General features: G+C 52.4%; 19 protein-coding genes. 10 read left to right on the top strand and 9 right to left on the bottom strand.

From position 1 onward, the window contains the following. Nucleotides 1-55 precede the first annotated feature (55 nt). A complete protein-coding gene (locus VW41_09105) occupies nt 56-2,434 on the bottom strand; it encodes a phosphoenolpyruvate synthase (protein ID AJZ89184.1) in 2,379 nt (792 codons plus the stop codon). Nucleotides 2,435-2,760: 326 nt separating this feature from the next. Between VW41_09105 and VW41_09100 the strand changes: the two genes are divergently transcribed. From VW41_09100 to hmuV, 8 genes are all read left to right on the top strand, one after another. Beyond that, the gene (locus VW41_09100; protein ID AJZ89183.1) at nt 2,761-3,594 is read left to right on the top strand and encodes a PEP synthetase regulatory protein; all 834 of its coding nucleotides are present in this window, start codon (nt 2,761-2,763) and stop codon (nt 3,592-3,594) included. Nucleotides 3,595-3,764: 170 nt separating this feature from the next. Next, nucleotides 3,765-4,811 (top strand): phospho-2-dehydro-3-deoxyheptonate aldolase, encoded by a 1,047-nt coding sequence (locus VW41_09095; protein ID AJZ89182.1) that lies wholly within the window; start codon nt 3,765-3,767, stop codon nt 4,809-4,811. A gap of 187 nt (nt 4,812-4,998) precedes the next feature. After that, complete coding sequence (locus VW41_09090) at nt 4,999-5,163, top strand: hemin transporter HemP (GenBank protein AJZ89181.1); 165 nt, start codon at nt 4,999-5,001, stop codon at nt 5,161-5,163. Nucleotides 5,164-5,266: 103 nt separating this feature from the next. Then, nucleotides 5,267-7,246, top strand: coding sequence for a ligand-gated channel protein (locus VW41_09085; GenBank protein AJZ89180.1), 1,980 nt, complete (start codon nt 5,267-5,269; stop codon nt 7,244-7,246). A gap of 11 nt (nt 7,247-7,257) precedes the next feature. Then, on the top strand, nt 7,258-8,289 hold the full coding sequence (locus VW41_09080) for a hemin transporter (protein ID AJZ89179.1): 1,032 nt from the start codon (nt 7,258-7,260) through the stop codon (nt 8,287-8,289). After that, a complete protein-coding gene (locus tag VW41_09075; protein AJZ89178.1) occupies nt 8,286-9,101 on the top strand; it encodes a hemin ABC transporter substrate-binding protein in 816 nt (271 codons plus the stop codon). The genes VW41_09080 and VW41_09075 overlap by 4 nt, the downstream gene beginning before the upstream one ends. Before the next feature lie 35 nt (nt 9,102-9,136). After that, a complete protein-coding gene (locus VW41_09070) occupies nt 9,137-10,096 on the top strand; it encodes an iron ABC transporter (protein ID AJZ89177.1) in 960 nt (319 codons plus the stop codon). After that, nucleotides 10,093-10,872 carry a hemin importer ATP-binding subunit gene (gene hmuV / locus VW41_09065; GenBank protein AJZ89176.1) on the top strand — a complete coding sequence of 260 codons (780 nt, stop codon included), beginning with the start codon at nt 10,093-10,095 and terminating at the stop codon, nt 10,870-10,872. Before VW41_09070 ends, hmuV begins: the two co-directional genes overlap by 4 nt. Here the strand turns inward: hmuV and VW41_09060 are convergent, their stop codons facing one another. From VW41_09060 to VW41_09025, 8 genes are all read right to left on the bottom strand, one after another. Beyond that, nucleotides 10,873-12,318, bottom strand: coding sequence for a hypothetical protein (locus VW41_09060; GenBank protein AJZ89175.1), 1,446 nt, complete (start codon nt 12,316-12,318; stop codon nt 10,873-10,875). 64 nt (nt 12,319-12,382) lie between these two features. Beyond that, nucleotides 12,383-13,114, bottom strand: a complete 732-nt coding sequence (locus VW41_09055; protein AJZ89174.1) for a cyclic di-GMP regulator CdgR — start codon at nt 13,112-13,114, stop codon at nt 12,383-12,385. Nucleotides 13,115-13,282: 168 nt separating this feature from the next. Continuing rightward, nucleotides 13,283-14,257 carry a LacI family transcriptional regulator gene (locus VW41_09050; GenBank protein ID AJZ89173.1) on the bottom strand — a complete coding sequence of 325 codons (975 nt, stop codon included), beginning with the start codon at nt 14,255-14,257 and terminating at the stop codon, nt 13,283-13,285. 126 nt (nt 14,258-14,383) lie between these two features. Further along, a complete protein-coding gene (locus tag VW41_09045) occupies nt 14,384-14,845 on the bottom strand; it encodes an endopeptidase (GenBank protein AJZ89172.1) in 462 nt (153 codons plus the stop codon). A 76-nt stretch (nt 14,846-14,921) separates the two neighbouring features. Further along, nucleotides 14,922-15,668 carry a vitamin B12-transporter ATPase gene (locus VW41_09040; protein ID AJZ89171.1) on the bottom strand — a complete coding sequence of 249 codons (747 nt, stop codon included), beginning with the start codon at nt 15,666-15,668 and terminating at the stop codon, nt 14,922-14,924. Between the two features lies 1 nt (nt 15,669). After that, the gene (gene btuE / locus VW41_09035; protein ID AJZ89170.1) at nt 15,670-16,221 is read right to left on the bottom strand and encodes a glutathione peroxidase; all 552 of its coding nucleotides are present in this window, start codon (nt 16,219-16,221) and stop codon (nt 15,670-15,672) included. A gap of 26 nt (nt 16,222-16,247) precedes the next feature. Further along, nucleotides 16,248-17,228 carry a Vitamin B12 import system permease BtuC gene (locus VW41_09030; protein ID AJZ89169.1) on the bottom strand — a complete coding sequence of 327 codons (981 nt, stop codon included), beginning with the start codon at nt 17,226-17,228 and terminating at the stop codon, nt 16,248-16,250. Between the two features lie 101 nt (nt 17,229-17,329). Next, on the bottom strand, nt 17,330-18,289 hold the full coding sequence (locus tag VW41_09025; protein ID AJZ89168.1) for a MarR family transcriptional regulator: 960 nt from the start codon (nt 18,287-18,289) through the stop codon (nt 17,330-17,332). Nucleotides 18,290-18,977: 688 nt separating this feature from the next. On the opposite strand from VW41_09025, the gene VW41_09020 reads away from it, so the two are divergent. Further along, nucleotides 18,978-20,465 (top strand): acetyltransferase, encoded by a 1,488-nt coding sequence (locus VW41_09020; GenBank protein AJZ89167.1) that lies wholly within the window; start codon nt 18,978-18,980, stop codon nt 20,463-20,465. Nucleotides 20,466-20,473: 8 nt separating this feature from the next. Beyond that, complete coding sequence (locus VW41_09015) at nt 20,474-21,979, top strand: hypothetical protein (GenBank protein ID AJZ89166.1); 1,506 nt, start codon at nt 20,474-20,476, stop codon at nt 21,977-21,979. The last annotated feature ends 810 nt before the right edge of the window (nt 21,980-22,789 follow it).

Below are 22,789 nucleotides of genomic sequence, written 5' to 3'. Positions count from 1 at the left end.
ACGCAGGCAGGCACCGGGTCGGATTCCCTCTCCTTGTTAAAGAGAGGGGTAAACGTTACTTGTTCAGCTCGGCAAGGCTCAGCCAGGTTTGCACCACGGTGTCCGGGTTCAGGGACAGACTGTCAATCCCCTCTTCCATCAGCCAGGCGGCAAAGTCTTCGTGGTCGGACGGCCCCTGGCCGCAGATGCCCACGTATTTACCCTGTTTCTTCGCCGCTTTGATAGCCATCGACAGCAGCGCTTTCACCGCGTCGTTACGTTCGTCAAACAGTTCGGAAACCACGCCAGAGTCGCGATCCAGGCCCAGCGCAAGCTGCGTCATGTCGTTCGAACCGATGGAGAAACCGTCAAAGTATTGCAGGAACTCGTCCGCCAGCAGGGCGTTGGACGGGATCTCGCACATCATGATGATCTTCAGCCCGTTCTCGCCGCGCTTCAGGCCCTGACGCTCCAGCTCCTCAACCACCGCTTTTGCCTGGGCGACGGTACGCACAAACGGCACCATCACTTCGACGTTAGTCAGGCCCATTTCGTTGCGCACGCGCTTCATGGCCGCACATTCCAGCGCGAAGCAGTCGCGGAAGCTGTCTGCCACATAGCGACCGGCACCGCGGAAGCCCAGCATTGGGTTCTCTTCTTCCGGCTCATAACGCTCGCCGCCCACCAGGTTGGCGTATTCGTTAGATTTGAAGTCAGACAGACGCACGATCACCCGCTTCGGCCAGAACGCCGCGCCCAGGGTCGCAATTCCTTCGGTCAAACGGCCAACGTAGAACTCAACCGGATCGTCATAGCCTTTCATCATCGTGCGGATTTCCGCCTGCAGCGCGGGCTCCTGCTGGTCGAACTCCAGCAGCGCGCGCGGGTGCACGCCAATCATACGGTTGATGATAAATTCCAGACGCGCCAGGCCAACGCCTTCGTTCGGCAGGCAGGCGAAGTCAAATGCACGATCCGGGTTGCCGACGTTCATCATGATTTTCAGCGGCAGATCCGGCATGGCATCAACCGTGGAGCTTTTCACTGTGAAGTCGAGGATCTCCGCGTAAACGTAGCCGGTGTCGCCTTCGGCGCAGGAGACGGTGACGTTCTGGCCGTCTTTCATGCGCTCGGTGGCATCGCCGCAGCCCACAACGGCTGGAATGCCCAGCTCACGGGCGATGATTGCCGCGTGGCAGGTACGCCCGCCGCGGTTGGTGACAATCGCCGCGGCTTTTTTCATGATCGGTTCCCAGTCGGGGTCGGTCATATCGGTGACCAGCACGTCACCCGGCTGAATGCGGTTCATTTCGCTGATGTTGTGGATCACTTTTACCGGGCCTGCGCCGATACGGTGACCAATCGCGCGGCCTTCCGCCACGATCTGCCCCTGCGCGTGCAGCTGGTAGCGTTCCATCACCTGGCCCTGGGAACGTACGGTTTCCGGACGAGCCTGAACGATGAACAGCTTGCCGGTGTGGCCATCTTTGGCCCACTCGATGTCCATCGGGCGGCCATAATGTTTTTCAATCTGTACCGCTTGCTTAGCCAGTTCCTGGATCTCTTCCTGGGTAATACAGAAACGGTCCCGGTCGGCTTCCGGCACGTCTTCAATCCGTACCTGCTTGCCGTGTTCCTGCGTTGGGGCGTAAACCATGCGGATTTTTTTCGAGCCCATGGTACGGCGAACGATGGCCGGATTGCCCGCTTCAAGCGTTGGCTTGTGCACGTAGAATTCATCCGGGTTCACTGCGCCCTGCACCACCATTTCACCCAGGCCCCACGCGGCGGTGATAAATACCACCTGATCGAAACCGGATTCGGTATCGATGGAGAACATTACCCCGGAAGAAGCGAGGTCAGAGCGCACCATGCGCTGAACGCCAGCGGAGAGCGCCACGCCGCGGTGATCGTAGCCCTGATGCACGCGATAGGAAATGGCGCGGTCGTTAAACAGCGAGGCGAAAACGTGTTTCACCGCCACCAGCACGGCATCAAAGCCCTGTACGTTGAGGAAAGTTTCTTGTTGCCCGGCAAAGGAAGCGTCCGGCATGTCTTCCGCAGTAGCAGAAGAGCGCACGGCGAAGGAGGCTTCTGCATCATCGGAGGAAAGCGTTTGGTACGCTTCACGGATGGCATGCTCCAGCTCAGGCTGGAAAGGCGTATCAATAATCCACTGGCGAATTTGCGCCCCGGCTTTCGCCAGTTCGCTCACATCGTCAATGTCGGTTTTATCCAGCAGCTCGTAAATACGCTGGTTCACGCCGCTCTGGTCGAGAAACAGGTTAAACGCTTCGGCGGTGGTGGCAAAACCGTTCGGGACGGAAACACCCATCCCCGAAAGATTGGTAATCATTTCACCCAGGGAGGCATTTTTGCCTCCGACCCTGTCTACATCATTCATGCCGAGTTGGTTATACCAAAGCACCAGCGGTGACGAGCCGTTATTGGACATCGAAACAATCCTTTTTTAAATGAATGGGTACAAGAAACACCAGACTTCGTATTTAGCTTTGCATATTCTGAGGGGGGAATGAAACCAGTGAATCGTTCAAGCAAAATAAAATATGACATTTTCGGATAGATCCGCTCACTTCATAAACCATTGATTATCATATAATCCCTACAGTAATAGAGGTTATAGTATTGATTTGAATATATTTCCGGTGGTTTATTAAATTTAAAAACGCTATTTCACTTTTTAAATTAAGATTAACGCTACTCGGAATCCCTTGTTTTACTTTATGCTTTAGGGAACCGACTCCTCGCTCAGGAATAAAAATGGATAATTTAGTCGATCGTCAGGTATTTTGTATTTCCGATGGCACCGCAATTACCGCTGAGGTACTTGGTCACGCGGTCATGTCACAATTTCCGGTATCTATCAACAGTATTACACTGCCGTTTGTTGAGAATGAAAGCCGTGCAAAAGCGGTAAAAGAGCAGATTGACGCTATTTACCAGCAAACCGGGGTGCGCCCGCTGGTATTTTATTCCATCGTATTGCCCAATATCCGCGACATCATTATGCAGAGCGAAGGTTTCTGTCAGGACATCGTGCAAACGCTAGTTGCCCCGTTGCAACAGGAGCTAAAGCTGGATCCAACGCCCGTGGCCCACAGAACTCACGGCCTTAACCCCGGCAACCTGACGAAATACGATGCCCGTATTGCCGCCATTGACTACACGCTGGCGCACGATGACGGCATTTCGATGCGCAATCTCGATCAGGCGCAGGTGATTTTGTTGGGCGTCTCCCGCTGTGGAAAAACGCCGACCAGTCTTTACCTCGCGATGCAATTTGGCATTCGCGCCGCGAACTACCCTTTTATTGCCGATGACATGGACAACATTCAGTTACCAGCCGTGCTTAAACCACTGCAGCACAAGCTATTTGGCCTGACCATCAACCCTGAACGCCTGGCCGCGATTCGTGAAGAGCGGCGCGAAAACAGCCGCTATGCCTCTCTCCGCCAGTGCCGTCTGGAAGTCGCCGAAGTGGAAGCCCTGTTCCGTAAAAACCAAATCCGCTACCTCAACAGTACCAACTATTCTGTGGAAGAGATGGCGACCAAAATCCTCGACATCATGGGGCTGAATCGCCGCATGTACTAAGAAACTAGTACAAAAGACCAGGCGTGTATGCTAGGGTGTACAGACTGCGGTGGGGTAATCCCTTTACTAAAGCGGGCGGAATGTTGAAATCGGTCAGCTTTGGTTTATTGTGATCCCCATCACTTCCCGGTAAATCTGCCGCAGAGAAGACAAAATTTCTGAGACACCCAATGAACAAAACAGATGAATTGCGAACCGCGCGCATCGATAGCCTGGTCACACCTGCTGAGCTAACCGAGCGCTTCCCGGTTTCCGCTGAGGTTGCACAGCACGTTACCGCCGCACGCCGCCGGATAGAAAAGATCCTCACCGGTGAAGACAAGCGCCTGCTGGTTATCGTCGGCCCTTGCTCGATCCACGATCTTGATGCCGCCATGGATTATGCTCGCCGCCTTAAAACGCTGCGTGAAAAACATCAGGATCGCCTTGAGATCGTGATGCGAACCTACTTCGAAAAACCCCGCACCGTCGTCGGCTGGAAAGGGCTCATCTCCGACCCTGACCTGAACGGCAGTTATCGCATTAATTACGGTCTGGAACAGGCCCGCCGCCTGCTGCTGCAGGTCAATGAGCTGGGCGTGCCGACCGCAACAGAATTCCTGGATATGGTAACCGGGCAGTATATCGCTGACCTGATTAGCTGGGGCGCAATTGGCGCACGCACGACCGAAAGCCAGATCCACCGTGAGATGGCTTCCGCACTCTCCTGTCCGGTTGGCTTTAAAAATGGCACGGATGGCAATACCCGCATTGCGGTGGATGCCATTCGCGCCGCGCGTGCGAGCCACATGTTCCTCTCCCCGGATAAGCAAGGGCAGATGACCATTTACCAGACCAGCGGCAACCCTTACGGGCATATTATTATGCGCGGCGGTAAACAGCCGAATTACCACGCGGAAGACATTGCCGCAGCCTGCGATACGCTAAGCGCATTCGACCTGCCTGAACATCTGGTGGTTGATTTCAGCCACGGTAACTGCCAGAAACAGCACCGCCGTCAGTTGGATGTCTGTGAAGATGTCTGCACGCAGATTCGCAACGGCTCCCGGGCGATTGCCGGGATCATGGCAGAAAGCTTCCTGAAAGAAGGGACTCAGCAAATTGTCGCCGACCAGCCGCTCAATTACGGTCAGTCGATCACCGATCCTTGCCTTAACTGGGAAGATACGGAAACTTTGGTCGCCATGCTGGCCCAGGCAACTGACAGACGCTTCTGATCTTACTTTCCGGCGGGAACTCAAGAACCCGCCGGATATCATAGCGTTAGATTTCACGACAACGCCTCCGCAGAGAAATTCCCTGCTTCACAAAATTATTACAAATAATGCTTGCTGCTGATTCGGCTTTTTCTGATAATGATTCTCATTGTTACATTGATTGTCATTTGTAAACAGAGTGAAGCGTATGGATAAACCATTCACCCCCGCCCGCCCGCAGCCCACGACAGAGCCTCGTCAGGTTGACAGCAAAACGCTGCTCGGTGTCGATGGCCGCGTTGTTATCGTCCATGAAGGGCAGCAATATCTGTTACGCCAGACTCAGGCCGGGAAACTGATCCTGACCAAATAAATTAAACAAACCGTTCCCCAAATCAAAAAGGGGAAATTAGCCAGCCACCCAGGTCATCCCCAGGCAGCCAGCGCTTTCGTTATTCCTTATGGAGAGTTGCGCTATGCCTTGCACAAACACAGCAGGTTTTCGTCTGTCTGTACTTACATTAGCCGTTTTTACTGCCCTGCCCGCTTTCGCTAAAGACGAGCAAATGACGGTGGTTGCCACCGGTAACCAACGCAGTACTTTCGAAGCCCCGATGATGGTCAGCGTTATCGACGCGAATTCGCCAGAGAGCCAGACGTCCACCTCCGCCGCTGACATGCTGCGTAAAGTCCCGGGGATCACCATCGACGGCACCGGGCGCACCAACGGTCAGGACATCAATATGCGCGGTTACGACCGTCGTGGCGTGCTGACCCTGGTGGACGGCATTCGTCAGGGCACCGACACCGGCCACCTGAACAGTACTTTCCTCGATCCCGTGCTGATTAAACGTATCGAAGTGGTACGTGGCCCGGCGGCTCTGCTGTACGGCAGCGGCGCGCTGGGCGGCGTTATTTCCTATGAAACCGCCGACGCAGCCGATCTGTTATTTGACGGGCAAAACAGCGGCTTCCGCGTATTCGGCACCGGTGGCACCGGCGACCACAGCATTGGTATGGGTGCCAGCGCCTTTGGCCGCATCGATAATCTGGACGGCGTTGTTGCCTGGTCCAGCCGCGATCGCGGTAATCTGCGCCAGAGCAACGGCGAAACCGCGCCTAATGACGAAAACATTGGCAATCTGCTGACCAAAGGCACCTGGTATATCGATTCGGCTCAGTCGCTGTCCGGCTCCCTGCGTTACTACAATAACAATGCCCAGGAACCGAAAAACCCACAGACGCCGGATGCCTCAGCCTCCAGTAACCCAATGACCAAGCGCTCCACCATTCAGCGCGACGCACAGCTGAAATACCACCTCGGCCCGAAGGACAACGACTGGCTGAACGCTACCGCGACGGCCTACTGGTCTGAAGCCCGTATCAATGCCGAAACCCCGAATCAGGGCGGTGAATTCCGTAAACAGACGACCAAGGGCGGCAAGCTCGAAAACCGTACCCATCTGTTTAACGACAGCTTCGCGGCTAACCTGCTGACCTACGGCGGCGAATATTACCGTCAGGAGCAGGCTCCAGGCGGCCTGACGACCGGTTTCCCGCAGGCGAAAATCAACTTTGGTTCCGGCTGGCTGCAGGATGAAATCACCCTGCGCGATCTGCCAATTTCTATTCTGGCCGGGACACGCTACGACAACTACAGCGGCAGCAGCCAGGGCTACAAGGATGTGGATGCCGACAAGTGGTCATCACGCGGTGCCATTTCCGTCACCCCTACCGACTGGCTGATGCTGTTTGGTTCCTATGCGCAGGCGTTCCGTGCGCCAACCATGGGCGAGATGTATAACGACTCTAAACACTTTACTATTCCGCGCCTCGGCACCAACTACTGGGTACCAAACCCGAACCTGCGTCCGGAAACCAACGAAACGCAAGAATACGGCTTCGGTCTGCGCTTCGATAATCTGGCGATGGCTAACGATGGTCTGGAGTTCAAGGCCAGCTACTTCGACACCAAAGCCAAAGATTACATTTCTACCGCGGTCGATATGCGCAAAATGACGACCATGTCCTATAACGTGCCGAAAGCCAAAATTTGGGGCTGGGACGTGACCGCGAAGTACACCGCCGATCTGTTCAGCCTGGATACCGCCTATAACCGCACCCGCGGTAAAGATGAAGGTACCGGCGAGTACATCTCCAGCCTGAACCCGGACACCGTCACCACCACCCTTGACATTCCGGTGGCGCACAGCGGCTTCTCCGTGGGCTGGGTCGGCACCTTCGCCGAACGTTCCACCCATATCAGCAGCGCCTATGCACAGCAGCCGGGCTACGCGGTCAGCGATTTTTATGTCAGCTATAAAGGGCAACAGCAGCTGCGCGGTTTAACCACCACGCTGGTGTTTGGCAACGCCTTCGATAAAGAGTACTGGTCACCGCAGGGTCTCCCGCAGGATGGCCGTAACGGTAAAATTTTCGTGAGCTATCAATGGTAAAGGAGTTATTCATGAGTCAGCGTTACGACAGCTGGATCCAGCTTAAGCAAGAACACCCGAAAAAATATGCCCGGGATATCGCCAAACTGATGCAAATCAGTGAAGCAGAACTGACCCATGCCCGCGTCGGGCATGACGCATGGCGCCTGAATGGCGATGTGAAAGAGATCTTCGCCGCGCTGGAAGCCGTGGGTGAAACGAAGTGCATCTGCCGCAACGAATATGCCGTTCACGAGCAGGTAGGCCGCTTTGAGAACCAGCACCTTAACGGCCACGCCGGCCTGGTGCTGAATCCACGCGCGCTGGATCTGCGCCTGTTCCTGAACCAGTGGGCGAGCGTGTTCCACGTTCGTGAAGAGACCGCCCGCGGCGAACGCCAGAGCATCCAATTCTTTGACCATCAAGGGGACGCGCTGCTGAAGGTGTACACCACCGACAACACCAATGTTGAAGCCTGGAGTCAGGTTCTGACCCGCTTCATCCACACCGACAACCCGGCGCTGGCGATAAAAGCCGTTGAAGAAGCGGTGATGACGCCAACCGTTGAAGCCGACAAAGTGGACGCAGAATGGCGCGCGATGACCGACGTTCACCAGTTCTTCCAGTTGTTGAAACGCCACCAGCTGACTCGCCAGCAGGCTTTCCGCCTGGTGAAAGACGATCTGGCATGTCGCGTTGATAACGAAGCACTGTCCCAGTTGCTGAACCAGGCGAAAGAAGACGGCAATGAGATAATGATCTTCGTCGGCAACCGCGGCTGCGTGCAGATTTTCACCGGTGAAATCCGCAAAATTGTACCGATGGAAAACTGGATCAACATCTTCAACCCAGAATTCACCCTGCATCTGATGGGCGACACTATCGCCGAAAGCTGGGTGACCCGTAAGCCGACCGCCGACGGCCATGTGACCAGCCTCGAGCTGTTTGCCGCCGACGGGACGCAAATTGCCCAGCTGTATGGCCAGCGTACCGAAGGCCAGCCGGAGCAAGAACAGTGGCGTCTGCAAATTGAAGCCCTGATCGGCAAAGGGTTAGCGGCATGAAACGCCTGCTACTCGCCATCCTCGCCCTGCCGTTAATGGCAGGTGCGGCCGAGCGCGTGGTAACCATCGGTGGCGATGTCACCGAGATTGCCTGGGCTCTGGGTGCGGGTCAGGATGTGGTGGCTCGTGATAGCACGAGCCTTCATCCCGATGCCGTGAAAAAATTGCCGGATGTGGGCTATCTGCGCCAGCTTAATGCCGAGGGTATTCTGGCCATGCGCCCGACGCTGGTTCTGGCCAGCGCTCAGGCTCAGCCGTCCATGGCGCTGAAGCAGATTGAAGCCAGCAAAGTGAAGGTTGTGACTGTCCCGGCGGAAAATAATCTGGAGGGCATTGATGCCAAAGTGGCCGCTGTGGCTAACGCGCTGGGTAAAACGGCGGAAGGCGATACCCTACGCAAAACGCTCCGCGACCAGCTAGCCGCGATCCCCGCAAAGCCGTTGGGCAAAAAGGTACTGTTCATTATGAGCCACGGCGGCATGACCACAATGGCTGCCGGGCAGGAAACCGCCGCTGATGCCGCGATTCATGCCGCCGGGCTGGACAACGCCATGCAGGGCTTCAAGCGCTACCAGCCGCTGTCCCAGGAAGGCGTGATCGCCAGCAAACCTGACCTGATCCTGGTCACCACTGACGGGGTAAAAACCCTCGGTGGGGAAGCCAAAGTCTGGGCATTACCAGGGCTTGCGCAGACGCCAGCAGGGAAAAATAAACAGCTGATGGTCGTCGATGATATGGCGCTGCTCGGCTTTGGGATTGATACCCCGCGGACGATCCTCGCCCTGCGTAAAAAAGCGGAGCAACTGCCTTGATACGCCGAACTTTGCCTCACCATGCCCTGTGTTTGATGGGGCTGGTTCTGCTGGCAATGGCGTTTATCGCCGCTAATCTCGGCGCCATACGGCTGTCCGTGGCCGTGCTGTGGCAGGCGCATGACGACACGTTGCGCGACATCTGGCTCAATATCCGCCTGCCGCGGGTGCTGCTGGCGATGCTGATTGGCGGTGCTCTGGCGCTGTCGGGATGCGTGATGCAGGGGTTGTTCCGCAACCCGCTTGCCGACCCCGGTCTGCTTGGGATAAGCAGCGGGGCCGCGCTGGCAGTAGGTCTGTCTATTGTCATGCCGCTGGCTCTGCCGGCGGTTTTAGCGCTCTATGCTCCCATGCTGGCGGCATTTGTCGGCAGCCTCGCCGTTACGCTGGCAATTTTCCTGCTTAGCCGCAAGGGCACCAACAGCTTGTCTCGCTTGCTGCTGGTGGGTATCGCCATCAATGCGCTGTGCGGCGCGGCGGTTGGCGTGCTGTCGTGGATAAGCAATGACACTCAGCTGCGCCAGCTTTCTCTGTGGGGAATGGGAAGCCTCGGCCAGGCGCAGTGGTCAACGTTACTCGCCACCGCGTCGCTTATTCTTCCCGCAAGTCTGGGTATCTGGCTGCTTTCAAAGCGTCTTAACTTGCTCCAGCTCGGCGACGAAGAGGCGCATTACCTGGGTGTGGATGTAAAAACCACCCAGCGCCATCTGCTGATCCTGAGTGCATTACTGGTTGCCGCCGCGGTGGCCATTAGCGGCGTTATCGGCTTCGTTGGCCTGGTAGTCCCGCATCTGATACGCATGTGGCTTGGATCCGATCATCGCTGGCTGGTGCCCGGCTCGGTGCTGGCCGGCGCTATGCTGCTGCTGTTAGCCGATACGATGGCGCGAACCATTGTCGCACCAGCAGAAATGCCGGTAGGCCTGTTAACCAGCCTGATAGGCGGCCCCTGGTTCCTGGCGATGATCTTTCACAGCAAGGAGAGCGCGAGATGAATGACGTTCTGTCCACGCACGATATTTCGCTGAAGCTGGGTCACCGTTATCTGATTGATAGCGTGAATGTCAGCCTGAAACCGGGTGAAGTCGTGGCGCTAATTGGCCCAAACGGCGCGGGCAAATCCACGCTGTTACGCCTGTTAACCGGATTTCAGCAACCTGACAGCGGGCACATTGCCCTGGCGGGTCATCATTTGAATCAGTGGTCCAACGAAGCGCTTTCCCGCAAACGGGCGGTGATGCGCCAGCAAAGCAGCATGGCGTTTAGCTGGACGGTAGAAGACGTGATTGCGATGGGCCGCGCGCCCTGGCCGCAAGAGTCAACGCCCAGCGTTGTGGCGGAAGTCATGGCGCTGACCGGGTGCGATGAGCTTAGCGGCAGAGACTTTTGCCGCTTATCAGGCGGCGAGCAGCAGCGGGTGCAGCTTGCCCGGGCGCTGGCACAACTCTGGTGCGACGGGCAACCTCAGGGCTGGCTGTTTCTTGATGAGCCTACGTCAGCGCTGGATCTCTACCACCAGCAGCATGTGCTGCGCCTGCTGCGTCGCCTGGCGCAAATGGGAACGCTGTCGGTGTGCGTAGTGCTGCACGATTTAAATCTGGCGGCACTCTGGGCCGACCGAATTGTGCTGTTGCATAAAGGCAGGCTGGTGGCGGACGGAACGCCAGATGAAGTGCTGGAAGAGAAAACTTTACAGGGCTGGTATCAGGCCGATCTGCGGGTGTTCCGACATCCGGAACACCCGGTACCTCAGGTAAGCCTGCGCCAGTGATCAGCTTGAACAGCTGACTTCCAGCCGTTTTCCCCAGTCAGGCGGACGCTGCGTCATATCGTCCCCGCGATCGGAGAACGGCTGGAGCAGCGCCTCGTGGAGTCTCGCCAGTTCACCAGTATCACCCTGCTCCGCGGCCTCAATTGCCCGCTGGGCCAGCCAGTTGCGTAATACCAGCGCCGGGTTCACCAGCTGCATTTTCTGTTGGCGTTCTGCGTCGCTCACCTGCTCGGCCTGAAGCCGCTCACGATAGCGCCCAAACCAGGCGTCAAAACTTGCCCTGTCGATAAACTCATCCCGCAGCGGTGACGCCGCGCTGAGCTGTTCCGTCACGCTAAGCATACGGAAGGTACGAGTGTAATCGCTGCCTTCTTTACTCATCAGGGCGAAGAGTTCACTCAGGATTTGATTGTCGGCCTGCTGTTCGGTGCAGAGCCCCAGTTTGACCCGCATCCGCTGGCCAAAAGCACGCATGATAGCCGGCTGATAGCCATCCAGAATAGCATTCAGCTTATCGGCTGTAATAAACGGAGACAGCGTCTGCGCGAGGCGCTGCAGGTTCCAGAGCCCTACCGCAGGCTGGTTGTCGAATGCATACCGGCCCTGATAGTCGGAATGGTTGCAGATAAACCCGGGCTGGTAGTCGTCAAGGAAGCCATATGGGCCATAGTCCATGGTCAGACCAAGAATCGACATGTTGTCGGTGTTCATCACCCCGTGGGCAAAGCCCACCGTTTGCCAGCTGGCAATTAGCGCGGCGGTACGCGCCACCACATCGCTGAACCACAGCTCATAGCGATCGTCGAGCCCTTGCAAATGCGGCCAGTGGTGACGAATGGCGTAATCGGCAAGCTGCTGAACTTTTTCCGGCTCGCGGCGATAGTAAAAGTGCTCAAAATGCCCGAAGCGCAGATGGCTTTCGGACACCCGTAACAGCATAGCCCCCTGCTCAACCGTTTCACGCTGCACCGGTGTATCGCTGGTGATTATTGTCAATGCGCGCGTCGTCGGGATGCCTAAAGCATGCATGGCTTCGCTGGCAAGAAATTCCCGAATAGTAGAACGCAGCACGGCCCGGCCATCGCCCATACGTGAGTATGGCGTTAAGCCAGCGCCTTTGAGATGCCAGTCAACTTTACGCCCATCGGCCAGGGTCTGCTCTCCCAGCAAAATACCGCGCCCGTCTCCCAGTTGCCCGGCCCAGACGCCGAACTGGTGCCCGCTATAAACCTGGGCGAGCGGCTGCATGCCGGGCAGGAGCGTTTCACCACTCCAGATCCCTTGCTGAGGTGCGGCAAAAAACGAGGCGTTAATCCCCAGCTCATCAGCCAGCGGCTGGCTGTGATAAAGCAGCCGGGCATTTTTCAGCGGCGTTGGGGTTAATTCACTGTAGAACCCCGGCAGCTCATCGTGCCAAGTATTCAGAAAAGCTAAAGTATTGGTCATGGTTCCTCCGCCCGACAGTGTAGCCCCAGGAATGCATTTTAAACACGGTGGCGCAGCAGGGGCTTTAGTGAACCAGACCTTCATGAGGCGGGAAAAGTGATGCCAACTCCTCCGGCGGTACCAGCGGCCAGAGTTTACCCTGCATAGCAGCAAAGCCTAACCCCTGCACTTTAAGCCGGGCGCTGGCGGTATCTATCCCGGCTATCAGCAAGGCCTGACAAAACGGTGAAACCTGGCCAAGAATGGCAAGCATAAATGGCGAGAAAGTGCGGCCCGGAAGCTGTTTCTGAACAAAAAAACGGTCCAGAATCACATGCCGAAACAGGCCATCGAAAATAGATTTTGTGGTGGCATTTCCGGCACCAAAGTCAGCCAGGCCGAGTGAGAAACGCTCAGCCAGCCAGGCCAGCCTTAAATTCATTTTGCCGCTGTTTAAATCAGGAAAACTTTCGCTAATCATTAATTCAATAAACGGCAAAGCCTTTAGCCGGGTATATAAATCCTGGTTGTTAATTAGTGCGTCAATAATAGTTTCATTAATATGAACCCAGACAACCAGTTCACTGGTGATAAAGAAATTCTGATGTTCTTCTATTAGCGTTAATTTTTCTCTAAACAGCTCGAGGTGTTGTTCCGGAGCAAGATGAGGAATTAACAATTCGGTAGGAATACGTACTGGCGCGCTGGCACCCTCGAAGTTTGCGACAATTTCAACCCCCAAAATGCTGTCGTCCGGCCTGACGGCAGGGCGATAGTAGAGGTGAGAACAATAAACACTATCAAGTGAAACAATCATTTTGCCAGCCCTGTGGATTTCTGGTTGGACGGCAGAGAGATACGGCGCCAATCCGAAAATAGTCGGATAGCAGCTGTCGCTGTGAATTTCACACTCATCCCTGAAACGTTTAAGCTTTATCTTTTAATAACTTTTAGCTTATCCTGGATATCCGTACATAGCCAGTTTTTAACGTAAGTTGCGCACGGAATCCCGGGTTATGATACAAGGTAAAAAAGATTCATTCTCACAGTGCTCATTCAATAATTTACGCGTTGCGTAGCGGGCCATATCCCCTATTGGGAAATAAACGCTGGTTAACGCGGGGCGAACAAATGCCGCGCGATCGCCACTGTCATAACAAATAAGGGATATATCCAGAGGAATGCGTAACCCCCGCTCGGTAATGGCCAGCATCGCCCCAACGGCCATCTCCTCGTTACAGCAATAAAGCGCGCTGATTTTATACTCGTCCAGCAAGGCCGAGGTTTGCCGGTAGCCGCTGGGCATATCGTATTCCCCTTCAACCACTGCGACCGGAGTTATCCCCTGCTCTTCCATAGCATCGAGAAAGCCCTGACGGCGCAAAAGGCTTGAGGCGCGCTGGGTTGGGCCATGCAAACAGGCGATCGCCAGATGACCGGCATCCAGCAAATAGCGGGTGGCCATATGGCTGGCAAGGCGGTGATCGAAAACGACGCAACGCGAACTTAGTGCAGGCACGTCCCGGTCGAGGACAATAAACCGGTTACCTCGTTCCGCCAGTTGAAGCAGGGTTTCATCAGCGATGGCTCGAACGTGGAGGATTAATCCATCGCAGCGCAGGTTGTAGAGCCGCTGAATGGCATTGCGCTCGTTCTCCTCTACGCCACGCCCCTGCGTGACCAGCAACTGCTTCCCGTTAGATTCCGCTTCGGTTTGCACGGTATCCATCAGCGAGCCGAAGAAGCCCCCGGTGTAGGATGTGGTTACCAGCCCAATGGAGTGGCTCTGGCTGGACGCAAGCGCTCTGGCAGCAGGATTGGGGGAATAGCCCAATTCGGCAATTGCGGCCTCTACCTTAATGCGGGTTTGCGATTTAACCTTAGTGTCGCCATTCACCACGCGGGATACGGTGGCGCGGGAGACGCCGGCGTGGGCTGCAACATCTTCGAGGGTGACCATGAAACAATCCTTAGCGGGAAAAGCACAATGCATCCCGATATTACCTGATATTGCAAACGGCGTTGACGTTGCCCGCAGATTTGCGGGAACGGTCACGATTTTCAGTCAAGAACAAAACAGGAAAGGCTATATGCGGCGGGCTTGCCAGAATTTTTTACGCCAATAGACGTTATCCAGAGAGGAACGCATCACGCCGCGGCTGGTAGACGCGTGAATAAAGGTGTTGTCGGTATCATAAATGCCAACGTGCAGTCCGCTTTCACCCGAACCGGTTTTGAAGAACACCAGGTCGCCCGGCAACAGGTCATCTTTATCGATTTTTGTGCCGATTTCTGCCTGCTCGCTGGTCATGCGCGGCAGCATAAGGTCGAACTTGTCGCGGAAGGTCATCAGCACGAAGCCGGAGCAGTCCACACCGCGCCTACTCATGCCGCCGTAGGTGTATGGCGTGCCGTGCCAGCTGCGGAGCTGATCGTTTAGCTGAGCGATAACCGTGATGGAATCGGAAAGCCGGGCGTTCGGATGAGGGGCATTATGACTACACCCCACCAACACGATGCATGCCACTGCAATAAGCCACAAACGCATTTTCAGACAACTCCCGGTCTTGCTGTTTCCAGTAATTTAGCCTGTCGCCCGGAATTATTGCAAGCTTTCCACGATGTTATAGCGGGCTTATCAGCATACTGTGCCCTTCGATACGCAATAATCGAAACGGCATTTGGTAGGCAGCCGCTAAATTTTTCGGCGTTAGCACGTCGTCCCGCGATCCCTGGGCCACCATTTTCCCCTCACGCAATAGCCATACTTTATGGGCGTGGCGCAGGCTATGGTTCAAATCATGGCTGCTCATCACGACCGCAATGCCGGCGTCGCAAAATCCGTGTAGCAGGCGATCCAGCGCGGCCTGCTGGGCCACATCCAGGCTATTCATCGGCTCATCCAACAGCATAAGCTGCCCTTCCGGGTTGACCGAAGGATCAACCTGCAGCAGCACGGCCGCAAGCCGAACGCGCTGCCATTCCCCCCCGGAAAGCTGATTGACCGGTCTGGTCAGCTTGTCTGAGAGCCACAGGGACTCCGCCAGACGCAGCATTGCCACTTCAGACTCAGGCGAAGATTGATGCAACTGCAGGTAATGCCAGACGGGCATCGCAAAAGGAGGAAGCTGTTGCTGGCTCAGCCAGGCACGATGCCGGGAAAGCTCGGCGGGCAACCAGCCGTCAAGCGGCCGCTGATTAAACAATAGGCGGCCTTGCCCGGCGCTTAACCCTGCCATCCGCGTGAGCAGCGTGCTCTTGCCCGCCCCGTTCGGCCCGACAAGATGGATAAGTTCCCCGGACTCCACCGCCGCAGATATCGGCCCAACCCGGCCCGCGACGGTGACGTCTGTCAGTTGCAACAGGGACAAATTACTTAGCCAAAGCCTGTTTAATGGCGTCCAGCACCAGCGGATCTTCCGGCGTCATGTCCGGAGAGAAACGCTGAACCACTTTGCCATCACGGCCAATCAGGAATTTTTCGAAGTTCCACAGGATATCATCAGGGTAAAGCGGGCCGCGCCCTTTGCTGCTCATCCGCTCCAGGAAACCGCTACCTTCCGGGGCAACAGCCGCCGGGCGAGCGTCAATCAGCTTTTGATAAAACGGATGGCGGTGCTCGCCGTTGACATCGATTTTGCTAAAAAGCGGGAACGTCACGCCATAGGTGGTGCTGCAGAAGGTTTTGATCTCTTCGCTGCTGCCAGGCTCTTGCCCCAGGAACTGGTTGCACGGGAAGCCCAGCACGCTGAAACCCTGTGCCTCAAAGTCTTTTTGCAGATTCTCCAGCTGCTCATACTGCGGCGTCAGGCCGCATTTGGAAGCGACGTTCACCACCAACAGCACTTTACCCTGCCAACTCTCCAGCGTGGTGTTTTCGCCGTCGATTGTGGTGACTTCGGTATTCAGAACATTACTTTGCATATCATCCTCTTCCTCAGTGAGCCGAATTAACGTCCGGCTTTCAATAATAGCCAGATAAACACCGGCGCGCCGAGCGTAGCGGTCACTACGCCAATAGGAAGCTCGGCGGAGCTTAAAGCGAGCCTCGCGACCACATCCGCACCGGTTAACACCGCGGCCCCTGCCAGCGCGCTGGCAGGCAGCAAAACGCGATGATCTGTTAGCCCGGTAAGCCTCAGCATGTGCGGGATAACCAGGCCGATAAATCCAATAGCCCCGGCAAGCGCCACGCTCACACCAACCAGCCAGCCGGTAGCCACAACTAAAATATTGCGCCACAGCCAGACAGAAAGCCCCAGCTGCCGGGCTGAGTTTTCGCCCAGCGCCATCAGGTTGAGGGGAGCATGCAGCCGGCACAGCCAGACAACGACCGGCAGCAGCGTCACCATTAACCAGCCCTGCCGCCAGTCCACGCCGCCAAAGCCACCCATCATCCAGTACATCAACTGGCGCAGATCCAGGCTTGAGCTAAAGTAGACCGCCCAGGTCATCAGGGCGCTACAGATAATCCCGAGCGCGACACCTGCAAGTAATAGACGACTGGTGGAAAGATGACGACGGGAAAAACGTAACAGAATAAGAGTGATCGCCAGGGCCCCAAGAATCGCGCACAGCCCCAGCGCCCAGCCCGGCAGCATCCCCTGCCCAAGCAGGAGAGCGAAGACCAGCGCGACGCCGGCGCCGTTGGAGACGCCCAGTAAACCAGGCTCAGCCAGAGGATTTTCAAACAGCGACTGCATAATCGTGCCGGTCACGGCCAGAGCCGCCCCCACCAGCAGGACGGCAAGCGTTCGCGGCAAGCGGATTTGCCAGATGAAGAGCCGGGCCTCATCACTCCCCCAGGAAAGGGGGGAAAACCAGACATCTCCGGCGCAAAGGCTCAAGACCAGCATAGCCGCCGTGGCTAAGACCAGGGCTATAAGCCAGCGTCGCTCAAAGCGGCGTTGTCTGGTTACAAAATTCAGCATTCCGTAAAGGCTCCCCCTGCCCCATTTATGCGCATGATTTTACGGGGAGTTTGCCGAAGAGGACAAGCAAAGAAAGGTCGTAATGGCACGCCTGTCCCGAATTACTCTTTGGCAGGTCGTTTGCGCGTAAACTGCTGTTCCAGCATTGAGCTTCCCCATTGTTCGCCCTGCCATTCCCGGGTTAACTCAAATCCCATCGATTCATAAAGATGGCGAGCCGCATTTAATCCGCTAAAGGTCCACAGCCGTACAGCGGAAAAACCGTAATCATCGCAAAAGCGCATCGCCTCACGTAAGAGCGCTCGCCCGATACCGCTGCCGCGGCACTCATCGTCGAGAATAAACCAGCGCAAATGCGCTTCGTGATTGCCCAGGTCCTCACCATCAATGGATACAGAGCCCACAATTTTGCCATTGCGGCATACTACCCAGATGCGGTTACAGGGCCTATCCAGACGCCCTGCAAACTCCGCCAGCCCGGCTGCCACTTTGCCTTCAAAAAAATGGCCAAAGTTATAATGTGTTGAGTAATAGCTGGCGTGCATTTCCGCCACCCGGCCAATCACGCCGGGCTGGTATCCCGTGAAGATCTCGAAATTATTTCTTCCCTCGTCATCAGCCGGCTCGCCGCGACAGGCTTTTAGCGCCAGAGCATAGTTGGACAGCCCATCAGCGACCGATTTCTGTGCCTGAGCATTCAGATGCGCCAGGGCTTTCTCTACGCGCATTCTGCCGTACCGATGAATGTCCCTGACCGTCTGTTTACCCTGGGTGGTCAACTGGAGCCGTCTGGCTCGGGCGTCTTCGTCTGAAACACTCTCGAACAGCTCCCCCGCCTTTCGCAGTTTGCCTATCATTCGGCTGACGCTCGACTTCTCCAGGCCAAGAACCTGAACCAGATCGGCTGCTGTGGCGTTCTCCCGCGAATCAATTTCCAGCAAAGCATGAACCGCAGAAGCGGAGTAGTTCGTTGCGGCAAGCGTTGAGTTCAGAAAACCAAGCTCGCGCACAACCTGCCGCGACGAGGCGCGGATAGATTCAATAAGAGTGCTGTCAGACATGAGCGTTACCGTTGAAATATAGTTGTACAATACAACCATTCAGGTGCAATGTTTGTCAAGCGCATGCCGCCAGGTAACAGGACTTAAAAGCAAAAGAAAAAGGCCGCGAATGCGGCCTTCATTTTCAAATCTAGTAAATTGAAATAAAAGGACTTATTTCAGGTCGCGTCCACATTCTGACCACATCGACATAAAACCCCGGTTATGAATTGGTTTATTTTTACATCCAGTGAATTTGTTGCTGTCCGCCAGTTGTGGGATGGGGCAGCATCAAATCCGCCGGGCTTTCACTCTACCAGAGTATCACCGGCATTAAGTTTCCTGAGCGCACGATTTTACCCCAACCTATTTGTCGATTTCCCGCAGATTCCATCCTCGAAAATTAGTTCACATCCCGCCCCATCCAGCGCGTCAGTCACGCTGTGGCGCGGTATTTTGCTCATTTATTGATAAGCGCACATAGCCAATCTGCATCAGTTTTCTCCATTCAAAAGCCGGAATGATGACAGTTAGGCTACAAATCTGCATTTTTCTTAAACCTTAGCTTAGTATTCATGATGTATGAATATGCATTTAATTAGCCAATTCCATTGGTATCTTCTTGGCAAATTACGATTCCACCAGTACAATTGTTAGATCTTCTAATGAAATTTGTATATATTTTCAATCTCAGCATAAGGTTGTGCATATGCTCTTTAGTTCATACCAATTCATTTTCTTTTTTCTACCGATAACTTTCTTTATATATTTCTGGCTTAACCACCTAAAGCTATCAATAGCTTCTAAAGTTTGGTTGATTTCTGCCAATTTGTTTTTTTATAGCTGGTGGGACATTAGTTCCCTTCCAATATTGCTTCTCTCAATAATTGTCAACTTTTCAATCGGTTCATATTTAAGAAGTGAAAATTTAAAACCAAATTCAACAAACAGAACAAATAGTCATAAAAAAGCAGCTTTTATACTCGGCATTGCATTCAACCTATTACTACTTGGGTACTATAAATACACAAATTTCTTTTTAGACAATTTGAATTCGTTAGGCACACATTTCAAGTTATTGCATATAACATTACCTCTCGCCATTAGTTTTTTTACATTCCAGCAAATTTCTTATCTTGTCGACAGTTACAAAGAAAGAACTAAAAACTATAGCCTTTTGAATTATTTCTTGTTTACAACATTTTTCCCACAGCTTTTTTCCGGACCCATCACTTATCACAAAGAAATAATCCCACAGTTCTCTTCCAAGTGGAACTCATTAAAAAACTATAGGAACATTTCGATTGGCATTTTTATTTTCTCCATCGGACTTTTCAAAAAAGTAGTAATTTCAGATGTGTTTGCAAAATGGGCGGATTCGGGCTTCGATGTTGCATCACATTTAACTACGATAGATGCATGGCTCACTAGCCTAAGCTATACATTTCAGTTATATTTTGATTTTAGTGGTTATACTGACATGGCAATAGGTGCTGCGTTATTGTTTAACATAAAATTACCAATTAACTTTAACTCACCTTATAAAGCATTAAACATTCAAGACTTTTGGAGGCGCTGGCACATTACCCTTAGCCGCTTTCTTAGAAACTACATTTACATTCCACTTGGTGGCAACAGGAATGGTGAAACAATAACATATGCGAACCTTCTAATAACTTTTTTATTAGGCGGGTTATGGCATGGTGCAAATTGGATGTTCATAATTTGGGGCTTATTGCATGGCTTAGCCCTTATAATCCATAGGATATGGAGCAAGCTAAAATTCTCAATGCCACGATTTTTCGCTTGGTTTTTAACCTTTAATTTTATTAACATCACATGGGTATTTTTTAGAGCAAAAGATCTTGATTCGGCAACTAAAATTTTAAGTGGGATGATTGGTTTACAAGATGCCTACATTAAAGCTCCAGTGGAAATAGAAACATGGAAGCTTTCTTGGTCCGGTTTTTTCTTAGAAAAATTCCTGCCAGGGATTCCTCTCGGAATATCCGAAAACATTATAACTTTTATTTTTATGATATTAGCCTTTGTCATTATCACCCAAAAAAATACAAGTGAACTATCTTCAAGCTATTCTGTAAGAAAACGAACAGCCGCATCTATCTTATTGTTCACCATTGCTATGCTAACTGCTCTTTCTGGAGCAAATAGCGTTTCACTGTATTCAAAATTCTGAGCCACAACATGAAAAAATTCGTCCTTACATTTCTTATTATTTCAGCGTTGATTCTCTTGCTACTACCAATTTACAATCTGACTCAGTGGAATAGAAGCTTAATAGAATACTTCACAACAAAGCAGTACTATAAACTGGACTCAGTAACAGCACCTGTTAGCAACATTTTATCAAAATTTGGAATTAGTCTTTTCCCTGATCAAGTAATAGTTGGGAATGATGGCTGGTTATTTTTAGGTGACCAAGAGTCTAACACAGTTTCAAATAGGCGCCTGGGGGCATCTGATAATGATTTGGAAAGTGCAAAAAAAATTGCAATTGCTATGCAAGAATGGAATAAATTCTTTTTAGATAATGGAGTCAAGGAATTTAAAGTATTAATCGGTCCTGATAAAGAAATTATATATAAAGAGCATTTGCCTAAATGGGCATACCCTTCGGAATACAGACAAATTAGCGCAGTCATTGATGCCGACAAAAATGGTATTTTTGTTGATCCAACAAAATATTTAATTGAACAAAAACAAAATTTTAAAGAACCACTTTATTATAAAACAGATACTCATTGGAATGCATTAGGAGGATGGTTAGCTTTTGATTACTTCATGAGTAAAGTCTTTGATAATGAAAAATACCATGCATATAAAACAGGAAAATATGTCGGATGGAACGAGAAACAAGGTGATGATCTATCTCGATTTCTTCGTACGGAAAATATCACCACCGATCATTATCAGAACGTTGATGTCATTTCAAATGATGAAATAAATATTTCGCGGTATGATCTAAAAACCAACTCTTTAATTAGTAGCGGCGTGAATGTGCTTATTGATGCACCAGACAATCCCATACGAATAATTTCAAAAAACGCCAGAAATAAAGCTAAAGTACTTTGGCTAAGAGACTCATTTGGGACAGCAATGTCGCCATTTATGGCCGCATCATTTAGTGACGTAGTCCAGCTTCACTACTTCGGTTCTAATCCCGAATGGTTATATGAAGTCATAAAGACCTACAAACCAGACTATGTATTTGTTACAAGCGTTGAACGAAGCATTATTAATAACTTCTTTCTATCGCCTCCGCCCCCCTCTGCTTTGAAATACTCGACTTCAGAAAATGGCATCGAAGGAAAGCTTGATATCACACATGATATCAAAACAAACAATAAAGAATATATAATTACTGGTGGAGATCCCTTTGCTGTATATGACTTTGACCCTAAGCTCATCACTAACGAAGACAATCTTTATTTAAATGTTAGCTGTAACAGATCTGAGTCTGATTTGATGATTCAAATCTTCTGGAGCACTAATAACGATTCATTTAGTGAGGAAAATAGTATCAACCTTATTTCACCTCAAAGAGGAGCAATTATCAATCTATCTAAAATAATAAAATCAACAGAGCCCTCTGGAAAATTAAAAATAAGACTCGACATACAACCCGAATCTATTTCTGACTGCATGGCATTCAAAATTAATACGATACAATTGATTCACCCCAGGCACTAAAAAGCATTAATTTATTAACAATACAATGAAAGGGAGTTAACTCCCTTTCATTGTATAAAGAACTATTGTTTTATAAATAACTTTTCGTCATGTCTCCGTAGTCACTCTGCGTACTGTAAAAAAGCAACGGATATGTAAATAGAGCCGTTTTAGTTCCATGCGGCGTTTTACGGGAGGAGATCATCATCACACCCTTTTCGGGGAATAAAACGCCTCAAAGAACAAACACCGGAGGCGAGGTATCTGACCACTGACGAAATTGAAATACTGCTATCCCGACTGAGTGGCGATAATAGCTTAATCGCGGTTTTATGCCTGAGTACCGGTGCCAGATGGGGCGAGGCTGAAAGATTAAAAGCGGAACATATCGTTCACAATCGTGTGTCGTTCGTAAAAACCAAAACGAACAAACCCAGAACTGTGCCAATTTCTGATGCAGTGGCTCAGGAATTAGTGGGCGATAAGAAAGGCTTTCTTTTTCCCAATGCTTCGTACAGGGAGTTTAGAGAGACGTTAAAACTGATGAACCTGACTTACCTGCGGGACAGGCAACTCACTCGTTGAGACATAGCTTTGCAACTCACTTCATGATCAACGGCGGGAGCATTATCACCCTGCAGAGGATACTCGGTCATACCAGGATTGAGCAGACAATGGTGTATGCGCATTTTGCGCCTGAGTTCTTACAGGACGCCATTACGCTTAATCCATTGAGGGGGAATTTATGTCCACAATGAGTCCACACTGCTATGGATTTTGGTGGGTTGTGATGGCCTTCTCAACCGCATTGCACCTTTGTATTCCGGCACG

Origin of the sequence: Klebsiella michiganensis, assembly GCA_000963575.1 — a bacterium.
Lineage (GTDB): Bacteria > Pseudomonadota > Gammaproteobacteria > Enterobacterales > Enterobacteriaceae > Cedecea > Cedecea michiganensis_A.
The sequence above is the reverse complement of the archived record's forward strand: the minus strand, read 5'-3'. Positions and strand labels throughout refer to the sequence as shown.

What these genes read in the sequence shown, in the direction of transcription:
- VW41_09090 (AJZ89181.1), top strand. Translation starts at nt 4,999, where the DNA reads ATGGATAAACCATTCACCCCCGCCCGCCCGCAGCCCACGACAGAGCCT.
- VW41_09060 (AJZ89175.1), bottom strand. Translation starts at nt 12,318, where the DNA reads ATGACCAATACTTTAGCTTTTCTGAATACTTGGCACGATGAGCTGCCG.
- btuE (AJZ89170.1), bottom strand. Translation starts at nt 16,221, where the DNA reads ATGCAAAGTAATGTTCTGAATACCGAAGTCACCACAATCGACGGCGAA.
- VW41_09095 (AJZ89182.1), top strand. Translation starts at nt 3,765, where the DNA reads ATGAACAAAACAGATGAATTGCGAACCGCGCGCATCGATAGCCTGGTC.
- VW41_09015 (AJZ89166.1), top strand. Translation starts at nt 20,474, where the DNA reads ATGAAAAAATTCGTCCTTACATTTCTTATTATTTCAGCGTTGATTCTC.
- VW41_09050 (AJZ89173.1), bottom strand. Translation starts at nt 14,257, where the DNA reads ATGGTCACCCTCGAAGATGTTGCAGCCCACGCCGGCGTCTCCCGCGCC.
- VW41_09100 (AJZ89183.1), top strand. Translation starts at nt 2,761, where the DNA reads ATGGATAATTTAGTCGATCGTCAGGTATTTTGTATTTCCGATGGCACC.
- VW41_09030 (AJZ89169.1), bottom strand. Translation starts at nt 17,228, where the DNA reads ATGCTGAATTTTGTAACCAGACAACGCCGCTTTGAGCGACGCTGGCTT.
- VW41_09020 (AJZ89167.1), top strand. Translation starts at nt 18,978, where the DNA reads ATGCTCTTTAGTTCATACCAATTCATTTTCTTTTTTCTACCGATAACT.
- VW41_09080 (AJZ89179.1), top strand. Translation starts at nt 7,258, where the DNA reads ATGAGTCAGCGTTACGACAGCTGGATCCAGCTTAAGCAAGAACACCCG.
- VW41_09085 (AJZ89180.1), top strand. Translation starts at nt 5,267, where the DNA reads ATGCCTTGCACAAACACAGCAGGTTTTCGTCTGTCTGTACTTACATTA.
- VW41_09055 (AJZ89174.1), bottom strand. Translation starts at nt 13,114, where the DNA reads ATGATTGTTTCACTTGATAGTGTTTATTGTTCTCACCTCTACTATCGC.
- VW41_09070 (AJZ89177.1), top strand. Translation starts at nt 9,137, where the DNA reads ATGGGGCTGGTTCTGCTGGCAATGGCGTTTATCGCCGCTAATCTCGGC.
- VW41_09105 (AJZ89184.1), bottom strand. Translation starts at nt 2,434, where the DNA reads ATGTCCAATAACGGCTCGTCACCGCTGGTGCTTTGGTATAACCAACTC.
- VW41_09045 (AJZ89172.1), bottom strand. Translation starts at nt 14,845, where the DNA reads ATGCGTTTGTGGCTTATTGCAGTGGCATGCATCGTGTTGGTGGGGTGT.
- hmuV (AJZ89176.1), top strand. Translation starts at nt 10,093, where the DNA reads ATGAATGACGTTCTGTCCACGCACGATATTTCGCTGAAGCTGGGTCAC.
- VW41_09075 (AJZ89178.1), top strand. Translation starts at nt 8,286, where the DNA reads ATGAAACGCCTGCTACTCGCCATCCTCGCCCTGCCGTTAATGGCAGGT.
- VW41_09025 (AJZ89168.1), bottom strand. Translation starts at nt 18,289, where the DNA reads ATGTCTGACAGCACTCTTATTGAATCTATCCGCGCCTCGTCGCGGCAG.